Annotated in this window: 9 protein-coding genes and 1 riboswitch; of the genes, 6 read left to right on the forward strand and 3 right to left on the reverse strand. The window is 34.7% G+C overall.

The window, feature by feature from the left end; translation table 11 throughout:
• Nucleotides 1-209 precede the first annotated feature (209 nt).
• A riboswitch (cyclic di-GMP riboswitch) is annotated at nucleotides 210-296 on the forward strand.
• Nucleotides 297-508: 212 nt separating this feature from the next.
• The 3 genes from QWC74_RS02390 (at nucleotide 509) to splB (ending at nucleotide 9,829) form a co-directional block, all read left to right on the forward strand.
• Complete coding sequence (locus QWC74_RS02390; protein WP_006784107.1) at nucleotides 509-7,378, forward strand: NPCBM/NEW2 domain-containing protein; 6,870 nt, start codon at nucleotides 509-511, stop codon at nucleotides 7,376-7,378.
• Between the two features lie 155 nt (nucleotides 7,379-7,533).
• Complete coding sequence (locus QWC74_RS02395) at nucleotides 7,534-8,682, forward strand: AI-2E family transporter (protein WP_006785020.1); 1,149 nt, start codon at nucleotides 7,534-7,536, stop codon at nucleotides 8,680-8,682.
• A 127-nt stretch (nucleotides 8,683-8,809) separates the two neighbouring features.
• Nucleotides 8,810-9,829, forward strand: a complete 1,020-nt coding sequence (gene splB, locus QWC74_RS02400; protein ID WP_006785019.1) for a spore photoproduct lyase — start codon at nucleotides 8,810-8,812, stop codon at nucleotides 9,827-9,829.
• A gap of 35 nt (nucleotides 9,830-9,864) precedes the next feature.
• Here splB and QWC74_RS02405 read toward each other — a convergent pair whose 3' ends face one another.
• Together QWC74_RS02405 and QWC74_RS02410 are read right to left on the reverse strand one after the other, a co-directional pair.
• Entirely contained in the window at nucleotides 9,865-10,032 is a 168-nt protein-coding gene (locus tag QWC74_RS02405; protein WP_006785018.1) for a hypothetical protein, read from the reverse strand.
• Between the two features lie 109 nt (nucleotides 10,033-10,141).
• Nucleotides 10,142-11,197, reverse strand: coding sequence for an LCP family protein (locus QWC74_RS02410; protein WP_006785017.1), 1,056 nt, complete (start codon nucleotides 11,195-11,197; stop codon nucleotides 10,142-10,144).
• A gap of 222 nt (nucleotides 11,198-11,419) precedes the next feature.
• On the opposite strand from QWC74_RS02410, the gene QWC74_RS02415 reads away from it, so the two are divergent.
• Nucleotides 11,420-13,825 carry a DUF3656 domain-containing protein gene (locus tag QWC74_RS02415; RefSeq protein ID WP_006785016.1) on the forward strand — a complete coding sequence of 802 codons (2,406 nt, stop codon included), beginning with the start codon at nucleotides 11,420-11,422 and terminating at the stop codon, nucleotides 13,823-13,825.
• Nucleotides 13,826-13,931: 106 nt separating this feature from the next.
• Entirely contained in the window at nucleotides 13,932-14,597 is a 666-nt protein-coding gene (locus QWC74_RS02420) for a DUF421 domain-containing protein (RefSeq protein WP_006785015.1), read from the forward strand.
• A gap of 28 nt (nucleotides 14,598-14,625) precedes the next feature.
• Here QWC74_RS02420 and QWC74_RS02425 read toward each other — a convergent pair whose 3' ends face one another.
• The gene (locus tag QWC74_RS02425) at nucleotides 14,626-15,360 is read right to left on the reverse strand and encodes a tRNA 2-thiocytidine(32) synthetase TtcA (protein WP_006785014.1); all 735 of its coding nucleotides are present in this window, start codon (nucleotides 15,358-15,360) and stop codon (nucleotides 14,626-14,628) included.
• A gap of 158 nt (nucleotides 15,361-15,518) precedes the next feature.
• Between QWC74_RS02425 and QWC74_RS02430 the strand changes: the two genes are divergently transcribed.
• Complete coding sequence (locus QWC74_RS02430; protein WP_288993888.1) at nucleotides 15,519-16,418, forward strand: hypothetical protein; 900 nt, start codon at nucleotides 15,519-15,521, stop codon at nucleotides 16,416-16,418.
• Nucleotides 16,419-16,593 lie beyond the last annotated feature (175 nt).

Genomic DNA, 16,593 nt, shown 5'->3' on the forward strand with positions numbered 1-16,593 from the left:
GTTATGATTTACCAAAAAAATTAAAGTAATTCTCAATTATGACATAAAAAAGATAATTTTTTATTGAGGAAGCGTTCGATAAAATGCTATTAAAGTTAAATGGGTGACAATCTTGACACCTAGATTCTGCTTTACATTCATTGGGAATTTCTAGTATGATGGGAATGCGTAAAAGTTGTAGAAATCGCATGGAAAAATGTATAAATCCTAAATTTTATAGGCAAATTTGGAGAAATCCAAAGACGCAAAGCTAAAGGGGCTAAGGTCAATCGAGACTATGCTAGCCAGTTGCCGAAGAAAATCTATTCTTTGTTCGTCATAAATTGATTAAAACTAACATGATGTTGATTAGTTATGAACTTTTTGTGGTGCTTAAATTAGATGGTAACTACCCTTTAGGGTAGTTTTTTGTTTTCTTAGGCAGGAATAGTTTTCTTAGTCACATAAGAGGCGAATATTCCATTATTTTATTGAATAATCCTTAAAAATTTTCCAAGGGGGACGAAGTATGAAAAAACAACTATCAGCTATTTTAGCAGTATCATTGATAGCATCTAACTTTTCACCAATGATCGACATTTATGCTAGTGAATTAGCAAAAGAAACGGTAGTCGATTTAAATGAATCAAAAAGTATGCAAAGTGTTACAGCAACAATTACGCCATTTACCTTAACAAATTATCGTAACTTTGAATCGTATAATGAACAATTTAAAATAGCAACTAGTCAAATTAAATCGATTACGAATAACGGGGGACAGTATTCATCAAGTTCAATTGATAAAGCAATTGATGGAAATTTATCAACTCATTGGGAAACCGGAAAGCAGAATAATTCTTCCTTTAAAAATGAAGTTGTCTTTGAATTTGAAGAAGTTGAATCCATTAACCGTTTAATCTATGCGACTCGACAAGATTCAGCAAAAGGTAAAGGATTTCCAACTGAATTCGAAATTTATGGTTCTTTAAGTGGAAGCGATGAAGATTATCAATTATTAGTAACGGGAGAACATAAAACAACAGGAGATCTTTTAGAATTTAAATTTCCAACGATGACAGTAAAAAAAATTAAATTTGTTTTTAAAGAAGCTAATCAAAATTGGGCGAGTGCTTCAGAATTTTGGTTCTATAAAGAAGATGCTATTCTTGAACAAATGAATGAAATGTTTACGAATGAATCAAAAAATGAATTAAGTTCCCATGTTGATACACTTGAAAAATTAAATGAATTCGAAGCCACAGTGATGAATCATCCTTTATACGATGAGTATAAAGAAGATTTTAATAATGCACGAGTTTTACTTGAGAGTATGGAAGTTGTTTATATGAATGCGATTGTATCTAAATTCACTTCATTAGCGGATGAACGATTAGAGGCATATGACGAGTTATATAAAATTCCTTCTGAAAAAATTACAAGTATTACAACAAATGGTGGGCAATACGCATCGAATGATATTACTAAAGCAATTGATGGTAACTTCAATACTAACTGGCATTCAGGAAAACAAAATACATCAACTCATACAAATGAAGTGATTGTGACCTTGGATGAATTAACAACAGTTAACCGAATCATGTATACCAATAATCGTTCACGCGGTTTTGCTCAAGAATTTGAAATTTATATTTCAAAAACTAGCCAGGGAGAAACGTTTGAAAAGGTAACCAGTGGACAAATGTCAATTGATACGAATCATACGATGGAAATATTATTTAATCCAACAGAAGCACGTCGAATTAAATTTGTGTTTACTAAGGGATATGAAGATTGGGCAGTTGCCTCTGAGTTTGGAATTTATAAACAAGATAGCTTATCAGAAATGATGAATCGATTATTCGTTGATCCTTCAATGAGTGAAATCACTCCTGAATTTGGAACTCTTGGTGCACTTAATTCCTTGATCGAATTATCAAAAAATCATCCATTTGCGGACGAATATCTTGAAAAATTAAATTTAGCAAAAGAATTAATAGAATTTGGTGTTATTCAATCCGGAACATCAAACGTGTCAAAGTTTACACCTTTCTATACGGATTATATCAATCAGTATGATGAGCAATTTCGTGTAAACATTTCTAATATTAGTAATAATGGTGGAAGTTATGGTGGAGCAGCAATAAATTATGCGATTGATGAAGATGTAACAACTCACTGGGAGACAGGAACCCCTAATAGTGAAACATTTAAGAATGAAGTCGTATTAACTTTAGATAAAGCAACCGAAATCGATCGTTTAACCTATAAGGCGAGAACAATTAATAAAGGATTTCCAACCAAGTTTAGTATTTATATTTCACCGGTCGGATCAGGGGATAATTTCCAAAAAGTTTCAGAAGGTGGTTATACTGTTACAAATGATATGTTAGAAATCAAGTTTGATTCGACCAAAGCAAAACGTATTAAATTTGTCTTTGAAGAGGCTTATCAAGATAGACCATCTATTGGAGATATTCGCGTTTACAAAGAAGATACTGTCTTAAATCAAATGAAAAACTTATTTACGGATGGATTAATGGATACCGTATCTGAAGCGTATAATACGATTGAAAAATTAGCAGTGTTAGAAGCAGAGGTTGAAGGACATCCGTTAGCAACTGTTTACTTAGAAGAGATTCAAATTGCAAAAGATATTTTGAACGGGGAGTTACAAACTATTAAAACAGTTGTTGCCGAACAGCATGGGGATCGTAATGCTCACGCCAGTCAAAATTTAAAATTTGGATTCGGGGATAACTTCCAATCAACAGGAATTGTTGCTTTAGCAGGTAAAGAAATTACAGTTTATGTGGATGCAGAGCCTGGACAACCGCTACCACAATTAGTTTTTTCACAGCAAGAAGGAAGTTTTGCAAATTGGGGAAGAACAGTTAGCTTACATATTGGGAAAAATGTTATTACAGTACCGACAGTTTCACAAAATGATGGATGGTATAATCATAGTGTGACCCCTGGTGGTGCCGTTTATATTTTAAATCCATATACAGAGGAACAACAATCTAAAGCTCCTATTATCCGATTCGCTGAGGGGGTTGAAAAATTCCCAATGATGGATGCTAATACAAATGAACAAGAATTTTTAGACTTACTAAAAGATTATAAAACTCGTCTAGATGCAGATAAGGCCGCTAATCCAGATGTAATGGATCGTCAAATGATTGATGTCGTTGAAGTTGTTTCTGATCACCTAGTATTCACTGGGACAGCAACGGGGGCTTATACAGCGTATATCGAGCAAGAATTTGGCCCAATGAATACCGTTAATATGTACAATGATCATATGGACATGGTATTTGATTACTTAGGGTTAGACGGAAGTAGCCTGCAACATGATGTGAAGTATACACGTGAAAATATCCGTTTAGCACAACCATTTGGATATATGTATGCAGCAGGAAATCATATCGGTGTTCAAAGCGATGTGATGGTTTCAATGCTAACGAGCATTGGTGGATGGGGTGTTGACCATGAAATGGGGCACCGTTTAGATATTGGCGTTCGAACAATTGGAGAAGTGACGAATAACATGATTCCTCAGTTCTCATCATATTATTACAATAAACCAAATAAACGAATTCCATTTGAAAGCCACGTTTATAAAAATGTAATTGCAACAGATAATAACGCCTATTATGCAGGTGGATATTTTGAACAATTAGCAGTATTTTGGCAACTTGAAATGATCTATCCAGGTTATTGGGGGAAATTAAATAGCCTGTATCGTGAAAATAATGTCGTGTTAGATTCGAGTAATACAGCTAATGATAAATTAAATCAATTAGCTAAATATTCTAGTATTGCTTTAGAGTTGGACTTAACGGAACATTTTGAACGCCATGGATTCTTCGTGTCAGATGAAACAAAAGAATTCACTAGACAATATGAAAAACCAAATGTGAAGACTTGGTACGCTAATTATGATTACATCGAATACGAGGGAACGGGATTTGATGATAATGTCACCACAGCACTCAATCTATCGACATTATCAGATCAAATTAAACTCACATTCCATGTTAATCAAAGTGCCTCAAATGATGTCATGGGATATGAAATCTTTAAAAGTGGCGAATTAATCGGATTTACCTCAACTAATAGCTTTATTGATACCGAGGCCGTTATTGGCGAACAAGTTGAGTATACGGTTGTTGCTTATGATAAAACATTACACACAGCAACCCCTGTTAGCATTCAATCGCTATCACCATCGCTTCATGTACAGCAAGAGACATATACCATTAAACTTCACGAATCATTCAATCCAATGGACTTAGTGAAGGCAACAAACTATCTTGGAGAGGATATGACGGATTCAATTGTTGTCAGTGGAGCCGTTAATACGGAAGAAAAAGGAACTTACTCAGTTGAGTATACAGTCGAAGATCACGGAGTAACTGCAACTAAAACGATTCTTGTAATCGTTGTAAGTGACTATGATTACTTATCAGATTTACAGTGGTCAGACTCTAAGTTAGGTTATGGAACAATTCGTAAAACAGATATTAAAGGTCGTGTGAATGGAGACATTAAAAACTTTGAAAATGGACTTCGAATTCATGCAACATCTAGTGTTACCTATGATTTATCAGACTTAGACTATGACTATTTTGAAGCCTTAGTCGGTGTGGATATGACCATCGTTGAACAAACCAATTCAAGTATTAAATTTGTGATTAAAGCCGATGGAGAAGTTGTAGCGACAACGAATACATTACGTCATGCTGATAATATGGTGGCGATTAAAGTTCCAGTTCAAGGTGTAAATGAATTAGTAATTGAAGTCAATGATGCCGGAAATGGAAATACAAGTGATCATGGGGTGATTGCTCATCCTATTTTAACAACAAACAATGCTAAACCAAGCTTAACGGTGATGGATCAAACCTATTACTTAGGAGAAGCGGTTGATTTTAGGGCAGGATTAAATGCCACTGACGCAGAAGATGGAGATTTAACAGAGGAAATTGAAATCATTTCAAATAACTTTGAAGAAAATAAAGTGGGACGCTTTGAAGTGACTTACCGAGTTAGTGACAGCGATGGTAATAAGGTGGAAAAAACGGCTTATGTTGTTGTGTATGAAGATTTTACAGTAATAAAATCAAAATACGGTCAATTTAGTCAATTAGCAGCGTATAACGAAATGTTTAAAATTCCAGTCGCATCAGTTTCTAATAATGCCGGACATTATGGAAGTAGTGTGATTGCAAATGCAATAACATCAGATTTAAATGCGCATTGGGAAACAAATTCACCAAACAGTCCAACCTTTAAAAATGAAGTCGTGTTCGATTTAGGAACAAATTCGGATGTCGCAACGATGACGTATGCGGGGCGTCGTGGTGGAAAAGGATTTGCAACAAAATTTGAAGTTTATGTTTCAAGTGAAGCAACAGGAAATGACTTTATCTATGCCGGAGCAGGAACCTATACAGGAAATACCAATGATGTCATTCAATTCACTTTAAATCGTCAAGACGTTCGTCGTGTCAAATTTGTCTTCGTTGAAGCGAATCAAGGGTGGGCATCAATAGGAAATGTTTCATTCTATAAACAAGATGAGATTGCGACAAAACTTCAAACTCAATTATTTACAGATGAAACACAAACAGAAGTGGCTGAAGCTTATAATACGTTTGAAAAGCTAAATGCTTTCAAAGAAGAAATTCAAGCAAGTTATCCAGCCTATGAACTATTTGAAGCCCACTTTGTCAAAGCAGAACAAGTGTTACAAGCGAAACTTCCTGTTTTAACTGTTGAAAAAGATATAGCGGTTAAAGTTGGGGAAACATTAGAAAATATAGCAGGTATTTATCAAGCCATCGATCAAGAAGATGGTGATATAACACCGTCTGTCATCGTGAGTGGATTAGAAGGCATCAACTTTAATCAACCAGGAGTGTATAGCATTCATTATAAAGTTGCAGACTCTGATGGTAATACAGTTGAAAAAACGCGCCATATTTCGGTTGTCAACTTAGAAGACTTCGACTACTTAACAGATTATGATTGGACTTCAGCTAAACAAAGCTATGGAAGTACAAAAAAAGATCAATCGGCAAGCTCAAATACATTACGCTTAACAAACGAAGATGGAACGGTTGCAACTTACGAACGAGGAATTGGAGCCCACTCAACGGCAACAATTATGTATGACTTAAGTGACAAAAACTACGATATTTTCTCAGCATATGTCGGGGTAGATCGTGCCATGCATGGAAGTGTTGGAAGTGTACAATTTGAAGTCTTTGTTGATAATGAATTAGCCTTTGATAGTGGGGTCATGAATTCACGTGATGCTAAAAAATATGTTGAAGTTAGCATCGCTGGAGCAAAACAACTTAAACTAGTCGTTAAAGATGGTGGAAATGGTGATGGATCAGATCACGCCACTTGGGGAGATACAAAACTACATTTTGCCAACAGTGAAAGTGTGGGAATTGATCGAACACAACTCGATGATTTACTAACAAGCATCAGTGAGTTAAATGCAAACCATTATACAGAAGCATCTTGGAGTGAATTAATCTCGGTTGTCACAAGGGTTAATGAACAATTAGCAGCGGGTTATACGCAAGAAATTATCAATGAATTAACAAATCAATTGGCACAAGCTTTAGAACAATTAATTGTGGCAACAAATTACGAATTATTAATTGAGTTAGTAGAGCAGGCGAACCTGATTGATTTAGAAGGTTATACAGAAGAAAGTATTGCCCTTTTACAAACGACTATTAATCAAGCAATGGAGATGCTTAAGGCGAATGATAGTCAACAAGCAGACGTCGATCAAATGATTGAAAAACTGCAATCCGCAATAAATGGATTAGAAGAAATAATCGATTTAACTCAAGTTATTGAGTTTGAAGATTCAATTTTAAAATCAGCTATCATTAGCCAATTAAATTTAGCAACAACAGAGATTACACTAGGGGATTTATTAAAATTAACTGAATTAAATGTGAGCTCTTCTCGTATTTCTAGCCTAAAAGGATTAGAGTATGCAAACAATCTAGAGACATTAGATATTTCATATAATGAAATTAAAGATTTGTCTCCATTATCTTCATTAACAAAATTGGTAAATGTTAAAATAGAATACCAAATCATCGAGGGTGGAATGTTAACCCCGCAAGATGGAAAAATTCAATTTAAATTCGATGTGATTAATCGAAAAGGTGAAAACCTATTGCCAATTTTATCTTTAAGAAATAATCGAACCTTCGAGGAGACGACACTTGAAACGATGATTGATGAGAATGGATTTATTACCATTGATGTTAACACATTAGAATCTGGTGTTTATACACTTTATGTTGGCTTCATTGATCACTTTGATGATTTACAACTTCAAGTTCTTTATATGTTCGAAAAGTAAAATCTAACAAATAACAAAAAAGAATCCAACTATTGGATTCTTTTTTGTTATCACTAAAGTAAATTGGATGAAATAAAAAGACAATTTAGATTTTATTTATCTTCGATTAAATGGTAAAATTGGTTTAATATTTTACGTTAGAAAAGAGGAATCACATGTTTGCACATCTAAAAAACAATAAAAAACTCCTATACAGCATCATGGCCTTTACCGTTGGATTAGCTTTGATTCTTGCCTTCAATCTCATTCAAAATCTTCAATTGATCATCGCAGCTATCAAAGAATTCATGGCTGTCATCACCCCTGTTATCATTGCATTTGCGATTGCCTACATCTTATGGAAACCAACCGTATTCGTCGAAAAAAATCTCCAAAAAATGACTAAAAAACTTATGAAAAGGGACCTTTCATCAGGTGCTTCACGAGGAATCAGTCTTTTAATTGTTGTCTCTCTCGTTGTAATGCTAATTTTATTATTATTTAATACGATTATTCCGCCTATTATCACCAACCTAAAACTACTAGTCGACTCAATTCCAGCTCTGCATCAGACCTTCAACAAATATATAGATGACATTAGTCCATATATTCAATCTTTTATAACAGAAGAACAAATTAATGAAATCACACGTGCCATTACCAACTTATTAAACTATATCGCAACCCAAATCCTTCAATTTGGAACCGGCATGATTACAAATATGACAGGATTTATTATTAGTGTCTTAACAACCATTATCCTATCCATTTACTTCCTTAAAGATAAAGAAACACTAACAAGATCAGTCTACAAAGCCGGACAAACCTTACTCACACCAAATGGACTCAAAAGAAGCCAACAATTCCTAAAAGATTTAGATGCCGTCTTTGGTGGCTTCTTAATTGCCCAGCTTATTGCTGCCATTTTGGCAGGGATCTTCTCATCCCTTATTTTAATTGCCATCGGTCATCCCTTTGCACTACTCGTTGGACTCGTTACCGGTGTTGCTAACGTTATTCCCTATGTTGGACCAATACTTGGTGCCGTACTAGGAGGTCTTCTTGGGCTCTTCTCAAGCCTTAAGATGGCCATATTATCTCTCGTCTTACTAACTATCTACCAACAACTTGATGCCAACGTCATCCAACCTAAACTTCTAAGCAATAGCGTTGGACTCAACCCAGTCTGGGTTCTTATCGCCATCTTAATAGGTGGACACTATCTTGGAATGCTTGGAATGATCGTTTCGATTCCATCAGCCGCCCTTTTTCAAATTTATATGACACGTCGCTATAACCGCCTAAAAGCGGCCAATCGAATCTAAAAAAAGAGGATGTATCCCTAATGGATACATCTTTTTTATTAAATTGATAAAAACAAGCATCTTCCAACTAAAAAAACAAATACTTTACAAAAATCGATAAATACTAAGCATTAGGAGGTGAAGTATCTTGTTTATTCCAAAAAAAGTTTACATCGAAAAAGAAGCATTAGACTATAAACTAGGAAAAGAATTGCAAAGACAGTTCTTAGAACATGGAGTTCCAGTTGAAATATTAGAAAATAATCGGGTCAATTTTTTAAGGGGGAAAACTCCACAAGAAAAATACGAAACCGGAAAACGAGTTCTCGTCGTTGGTGTCAGACGAACACTCGAATTCCAATCATGTAAACCATCTGCTCACTATCAACTTCCACTCGTTACCGGATGCATTGGAAAATGTGAGTACTGCTATTTAAATACTAATCTAAAAGATAAGCCATTTACTCGTATTTATGTCAATGAAGAAGATATTCTCAAAAAAGCTAAACGCTATATCCAAACTGGGAAGTTTAACCCAACTATTTTTGAAGGATCTGCAACCTCAGACCCTGTTCCAGTCGAACCTTATACCCATGCTTTAGAAAGAGCCATCGAATTCTTTGCCAAAGAACCAAATGCCAGATTCCGATTCGTCACCAAATTTACCGACATCGATAACTTGCTCTTCCTAAAACATAATGGCCACACCGAAATGAGATTCTCAATTAACACGGATACGGTAATCGAAAGCTTTGAACACTCTACACCGCGTGCAAAACAAAGAATTGAAGCTGCTAGAAAAGCCATTAAAGCCGGATATCCAGTCGGTTTCTTAATCGCACCCGTTTTTATCTATCCGCACTGGAAAGAAGACTACTTAATGCTCATCAAGATGCTAAAAGACTATCTCCCAAAAGAAGAACTAAAAACCCCCATCACTTTTGAAATCATCTCCCATCGCTACACCCCAACAGCCAAAAACCACATCATGCAAATTTTTGAAGAAACGAAACTACCAATGGATGATGAAAAAAGAACCTATAAATACGGACAATTTGGATATGGAAAATACGTCTATTCAAAAGAAACCATGGCTGAAATCAAAGAACTCTTCGAATTCGGACTTAGCCATCTAGAAATTCCTTACGAAATCAAATACATCATTTAACAATAAAAGAGACTATCTCGCTTGAGTAGTCTCTTTTACTTATTTACTTTACCTTGAATGAAATTCATCTTGAACGCTTCATCTACATAATCACTTGACTTGTGATGAGTCGCTTCCTTCGTCACGCCGACCCATTTCATATATGCCCATTGAACGAGTAGGAGAGGGATTGCAACCATTGAAATCGCCAGAAGAAAATACATAGAAATTCCTCCTTCATCATTTGGCTTAAAGATATTATAGTATGATTATCTTCCAGCGTATATTCAAAAGATTCGACAAAAAAAGCGATCTCATAAGAGACCGCCACTTTTATTTGATACCCGTATTATTAATAATTTTCTGATTATAAGTTGCAACCGTACTAGATGGTTGATAGTCAGACATTTCATAGACAATATCATGCCATTCAATAACATTGTCGCTTAATGTACGAGGAACTAAATAATAAAGACCATCATTTAAAATTCCACCATAACTTAACTCCGTACTTGGAAGTTGTAATTGTTCAACATCTGTAACGCCACTCATTAAGAATTGAGTTCCAAGAGAAATAATCTCATTTGTTGTTAAATTTGTTTGAATATATGGTAAGAAATCATCCACTAAACCGAGTAGTTTAACTTTATTATAACTCATTAACTTTTGCATCGTTAACGTAATGACATGTCGTTGACGCTCCATACGTTCATAATCTCCGTTACCCACCTTACGGATACGCATATACGCAACAGCTTGACGACCATTTAATGTCTGCACTCCAGTTCCATCAATTAAGTCTGCTGGCTCACCACTAACTTCAACATTCATTTCTGCAATGACACGATTTAATTCAGTCAACTCATAATCTTGGATATCAACCTCAATCCCGCCTAATTTATTGATAATATGCTCAACGGCATTAAAGTTAACCGTCACATACTTTTGAATATCTAGGTCAAAGTTTTGATTAATCGCCTGAACAGCAAGAGTTGCCCCACCATAAGCATAAGCATGTGTTAATTTTTCAAAACCATGTTGTTCATTAATATAAGCATAAGTATCGCGAACTAATGATGTAATATAAGCTTTATTTGTTTTGTTATTAAAGGATAAAACCATCATCGCATCCGAACGCGTATTTTCATAAGCATCCTCGCGTGAATCCACTCCAAATAATGCGATATTAGTTACCCCAGAACCTTTTTTGTTACTTAAAACCTCTTCAGAAATTGTTAAGTCATTTAGTTGTTGACGATCAAGCTTCGATAACATAAAATGTGCCCCGACATAACCGGCCCCAGCTAAAATTAATAATACTAATACCATTATAAGAAAGCTTTTTAAACAACCGTACTTCTTAGCACGAGCATCTTTTGCCTTACCCATTTTCTTCACCTAGTTTCTATAGTTTATATAAGTAGTCTCAGAATAACTACATAATTTTATAATAGACGACAGTAGAATACAATTAATAGTATATTAATTTTTACAAAATTTATATAAGTAGATCCTAACTTTAACTAAAAATCTATTAACAGGTCATTGGTAACTAAAACTGAATTATGTTACAATGAATGAAAATAAAAGTTGAAAAATGGAGCGGATCATATGTCTACAATTGAATTATTAGCACCAGTGGGTCACCGCGAAGGATTACTAGCCGCCGTTTCAAATGGTGCAGATGCCATCTATGTGGGAGGATCTGCATTTGGCGCGAGGAAAGAAGCAGCCTTTTCAAACGAAGAACTAATTGAAACAATCAAATACAGTCACCTACATGGTGTCAAAGTTTACGTTACTGTGAATACGACAATTTTTGATGCAGAACTCGAAGCCTTACAAGAATATATTCACTTTTTATACCTAAACGACGTTGATGCGATCATCGTTCAAGATATCGGAGTCGCTCATCTAGTCAAAGAACTATATCCAGACTTCGAATTACACTTCAGTACCCAAATGACACTTCATAATACAAAAGGAGTAGAATTTGCAAAATCATTCGGAGCAGACCGAGTTGTCGTTGCCCGTGAAAATACACTAGAAGAAATCAAAGCGATGAAACAAGCCGTTGATATCGATTTAGAAGTCTTCGTACACGGTGCCCTTTGTGTTTGTTACTCAGGACAATGTTTAATGAGTAGTATGATAGGAGCACGCAGTGGAAATCGTGGTGCCTGTGCCCAAACATGTCGTCTGCCATACGAACTAGTAGACCTTAAAAGTGGTGAAACACTGGATTCAAACGTTGGAGACTTCATCTTAAGCCCACGCGATTTAAAAACAGTTGACCATATTGGAGAACTAATTGAAGCGGGAGTAACCTCATTTAAAATTGAAGGTCGCCTCAAAAAGCCAGAATATGTTGCAACAGTTGTCAAAGCCTACCGAGAGGCGATTGACCAATACCTAGAAAACAAAAAAGTCAAACTATCAAAACAAACCCATGCCGACATGGACCAAATCTTCAGTCGCGGATTCACAAAAGGATTCCTGTTTGGTGAAAAAGGTCTCAACTGGATGAGTGCTGACCGTCCAAACCATAAAGGAATCAAAATTGGAGAAGTGGCAAACGTCAAAGGAAAACGCGTAACCCTCAAACTCACGTCAGCCTTAGAAGTAGGAGATGGACTACGATTCGTCGGACAAAAAGATCAAGGACTTCAAGTACAAAAAATGTTTGTTAAAGGCCAAGACGTCAAACTTGCCAATCCAGGTCTCGTTGATTTAGACTGCCCATTCCCTGTAACTAAAGGCATGCCAGTCTACAAAACGACATCCGTTTCCCTAGCAAAACGTGTGGAAGTCACTGAGAAAACAGTTCCTAAAATCGACATCTATGGAGAAGTTAGTGCTAAACTTGGAGAACCACTGCGTATCATGGTTTGGGATGACGCTTCAAACATGGTAACCGTTGAAACGGAAGAACTTTTCGAAGCTGCAAGTAACACCCCGCTTTCAAAAGAACGACTCAAACAACAGCTTGAAAAAACAGGTAGCACGCCATTTAAGTTTGGTTACTTGAGCGTGAATATGGATGAATCTGTGACCATGCCGATTTCTGTGATTAATAAAATCCGTCGCGAGGTGCTTGGGCAACTAGAATTAAAACGTAGTCGCCACTTTGAAACACGTGAAAAAACACACGTCACTCTCACGAATCCACAACCTGCAAAACATTCAGAAACGACAACACTTAGCGTTAGTGTAAGAAACCTAAAACAGTTAAAAACAATCCTTGAACGCCAAGACATCGAAACCATTTATTATAAAGAAATTAAAACATTAAAAAAGGCAGTGGAATTAGCACAACAATACAATAAAACCATCATTCCGCAACTTCCACGCATCATTAACGATGAAGAAATTAAAGAAACAGTTGAGATTCTGGAATCATTACCATTACAAACCGTTATGTTAGGTGAATACGGAATGCTAGAGGCACTAAAGGATTCAGGATACAACCTAATGAGTGATTTTGCTTTCAATAATAATAATGTGCAAAGTATCGAAGCTTTAAAACAATTGGGAATCACTCAAACGACTTTATCTTATGAAATCAACCAAAAACAAATACGTACACTGTTAAAATACGCCTCTTTACCAGTAGAAGCAATAGTCTTTGCACGAATTCCGATGATGATTACTAAACATTGTCCTGTGAAGCTTTTAAACCAGCCAAACCAAGAATTCTGTCGCTTATGTCTAACCACACCATTTGGGCTACGCGATCGCAAAAACAAAATTCTTCCACTGCTTCGCACAGGAAACTGTATCACAGAAATTTTTAATTCACAGCACTTAATCCTCATCGAATTCTTACAAGAGCTTCAAAAAATGGGAGTCTCTAAATTCCGTTTAGAATTCACAAATGAAACAGAAGCAGAAATGCATCAGGCGATTACTGCTTATCAAACAGCCTTACAAACAAAGAATATTGATGTTGACTGGCTAGAACAGTATAAACAAACACAAGATTATACAAAAGGACACTACCATCGAGGAGTAGAATAATATACAAAAAAACAGCATGATTTTTATGCTGTTTTTTTGTATATTATAAAGAATTTAATGCCAAAATAATAATTATAAGAAAAAGTATAGAATGAGGTTGTTTTAGATGATGGAAGTTTTAGCTTCAATATTGTTAGCAGCATTTTTTTATGTTGTCATCTTAGTTTGCTATAAAATAATGGGTAAAAGAGAACTAAACCAACTAGGTGCGGTCGATGTTGTTATTAATATCTTAATTGCTAATATAGCAGCTTCGGGTATCGTTGAAGAATCTTTTTGGGTTGATTCCTTTGGCGGCGTTGTCATGATTGTAACACTCCAAGTTCTAATGTCAAAAATTCAGTTACATAAAACAAAGGTACGTGACATTGTAGATGGAGAACCCTCACTTATTATAAAAAACGGTAGAATCGATTACTCTGAGCTTGGGAAAATACGCATTGATTTAGATGACTTTATCATGCTACTTCGCACTCAAGGTGTAGTTAATCCAGAAGATGTTCAGTATGCCATTATTGAAAAGAATGGTAAACTCATTGTGTTTGAAAAAAAATTACCAACAAAAGTTTTCCCTCTTCCCCTTATTGTATCAGGCTCAATTAAAGAAAAAGCCCTTCAAAGTTTTGGACAATCAAAACAATGGTTAAAAGATACATTGCGTAAACATGAAGTAACCAATCTAAATGAAATTGATTATTTATTTTATGAAGAACATAAGTTTATCATTTATACTCGTCAGGGAATGAATAAAATAAAAATCAATGAGCTATAAAAAAAGTGCAGTGATATTCACTGCACTTTTAAGCTTCTTTATCAGAAATGTCATCAAATAATGAAACACGATCTCCATTTGATAAAGCATTTAACATATTTTGTTTTGCCATTGGATAATCACGATACAATTTCTTTAACAACTGTTTAACATCCTCGCGCTTCGTATGCTTATCCATAGGACAAGTACTCGGCACAATCGGAACATGACGATTTGCCGCAGAAATAATATCATCCTCATAACAATAAACTAATGGACGAATAAAAGTAACATCAGTACGATCTAAATACATTTTTGGCTTAAATGTTGCCATGTATCCATTATACATCGTATTCATCACTAATGTTTCAACTGCATCATCAGCATGATGCGCCATTGAAATCTTATTACATCCAAGTTCAACACCTTTCTTAATTAAAATAGCTTTCTTGAACTTAGAACATAAAGAACATGGAATTTTTCCATTTTCGTCTGCATTTAATTGTAATATCTCATAAACTTGTGTATCTACTAAATGATATTCAATACCGTGTTCTTTACAGAATTCGACAACAGGATTGAAATCCATTCCTGGAAATCCAAGCTTTAATGTAATTCCTACTAATTCAAACTTCACAGGAGCAAATTTTTGATATAAATGAAGAGCATATAATAATGCCATACTATCTTTTCCACCACTAACACCGACAGCGACTCTGTCACCTTCTTGTATTAATGAAAAGTCTTGATCTGCTTTACGAATGCATCCTAGTACTTTTTTCATACGGGCTCACCAACCTTTTTAGCATACTCGGATGTCATTATATCGAATAAAAAATAAAAATACAATCATTTAAGCTCTAACATTTACATGACAATCGTCCGTTATTGGTAATAATATGATAAAATAGAAATATTAACAATTAAAAAGGGAGAATAATAATGAATAAAAAAATAATTATGGGTATTATCATTTTCATTCTTTTATTAACCCCCGTTGGATACTTCATTACGAAAACGGGATGGTATGAAAACTATCGACAGGCTCAATTCTTAGCAGCTGTTATTAATAATACTAAGAATCTGGAAACGTATCATGTTAGTTTGAATGTTAATTACGATATATTAGGATATCAAATGGAATTAAGCAGTGAAGGAGATGTTTCACAATCTGATTCAACGGTGTCGCATCTTAATTATTTGATTAGAATGAATGGCTATGGGGTTTCACCAATGACGGTTGAATTAGAGCAATATGCACAATGGTCGGCCCAGAATAAAATTTTATATATGAATTTAAATAGAGGGCAATGGTTTAAAGAAATAGATCCAACTTCAGATAAATATTATCAATATTTTGTTGATTTTAATAATCTTGATTATTTAAATCAAATTTATAAAGAAACAGTGAAAAATGAAAATGCAAATGATTTTGTGATATTAGAAGATAATAATGAACAACAAGTTATTTCAGTTTATGTTGATTTTTTTAAGGCTGATCAAATGATTCAAATTCTAATTGGGGAATTATTAAATGTATCACCTGATATTGATATTAACGCTATTTATCAATTAGCACCAAAGGTAAATTATATTTTTACAATCGATAAAGAAACAGAACGAGTTTTAGAGTATGAGCTATCTTATAAAGATGGAATTCAAGAAATCATTAAGCAACTTCAAACAGCATATTCTTCTTTTTTTGCAACAATCAGTGAAGATCGATTAGCAACTATGTATTTTGATTTGAAAGTTAAAATTAGTGACGGAAATAAAGGAAATAAAATTGAAATTCCATCTAATGTGGTTAATTCAGCTATATCAGTTTCAGATATAAGATAATCAATTTAAACTGCCGACTTAATAATCGGTAGTTTTTTTTATAAAAAAAACGTAAATGAATGTATTAATTTGTCGAAACGACACATATTAAGATTGTCAGGAGGTGAATGACATGCCAAATCAAACAAATAAATTAGTAGTACCTGGAGCACAAGCTGCAATTGATAACATGAAA

It is taken from the genome of uncultured Turicibacter sp., from assembly GCF_938044715.1.
GTDB classification, from domain to species: domain Bacteria; phylum Bacillota_I; class Bacilli_A; order MOL361; family Turicibacteraceae; genus Turicibacter; species Turicibacter sanguinis.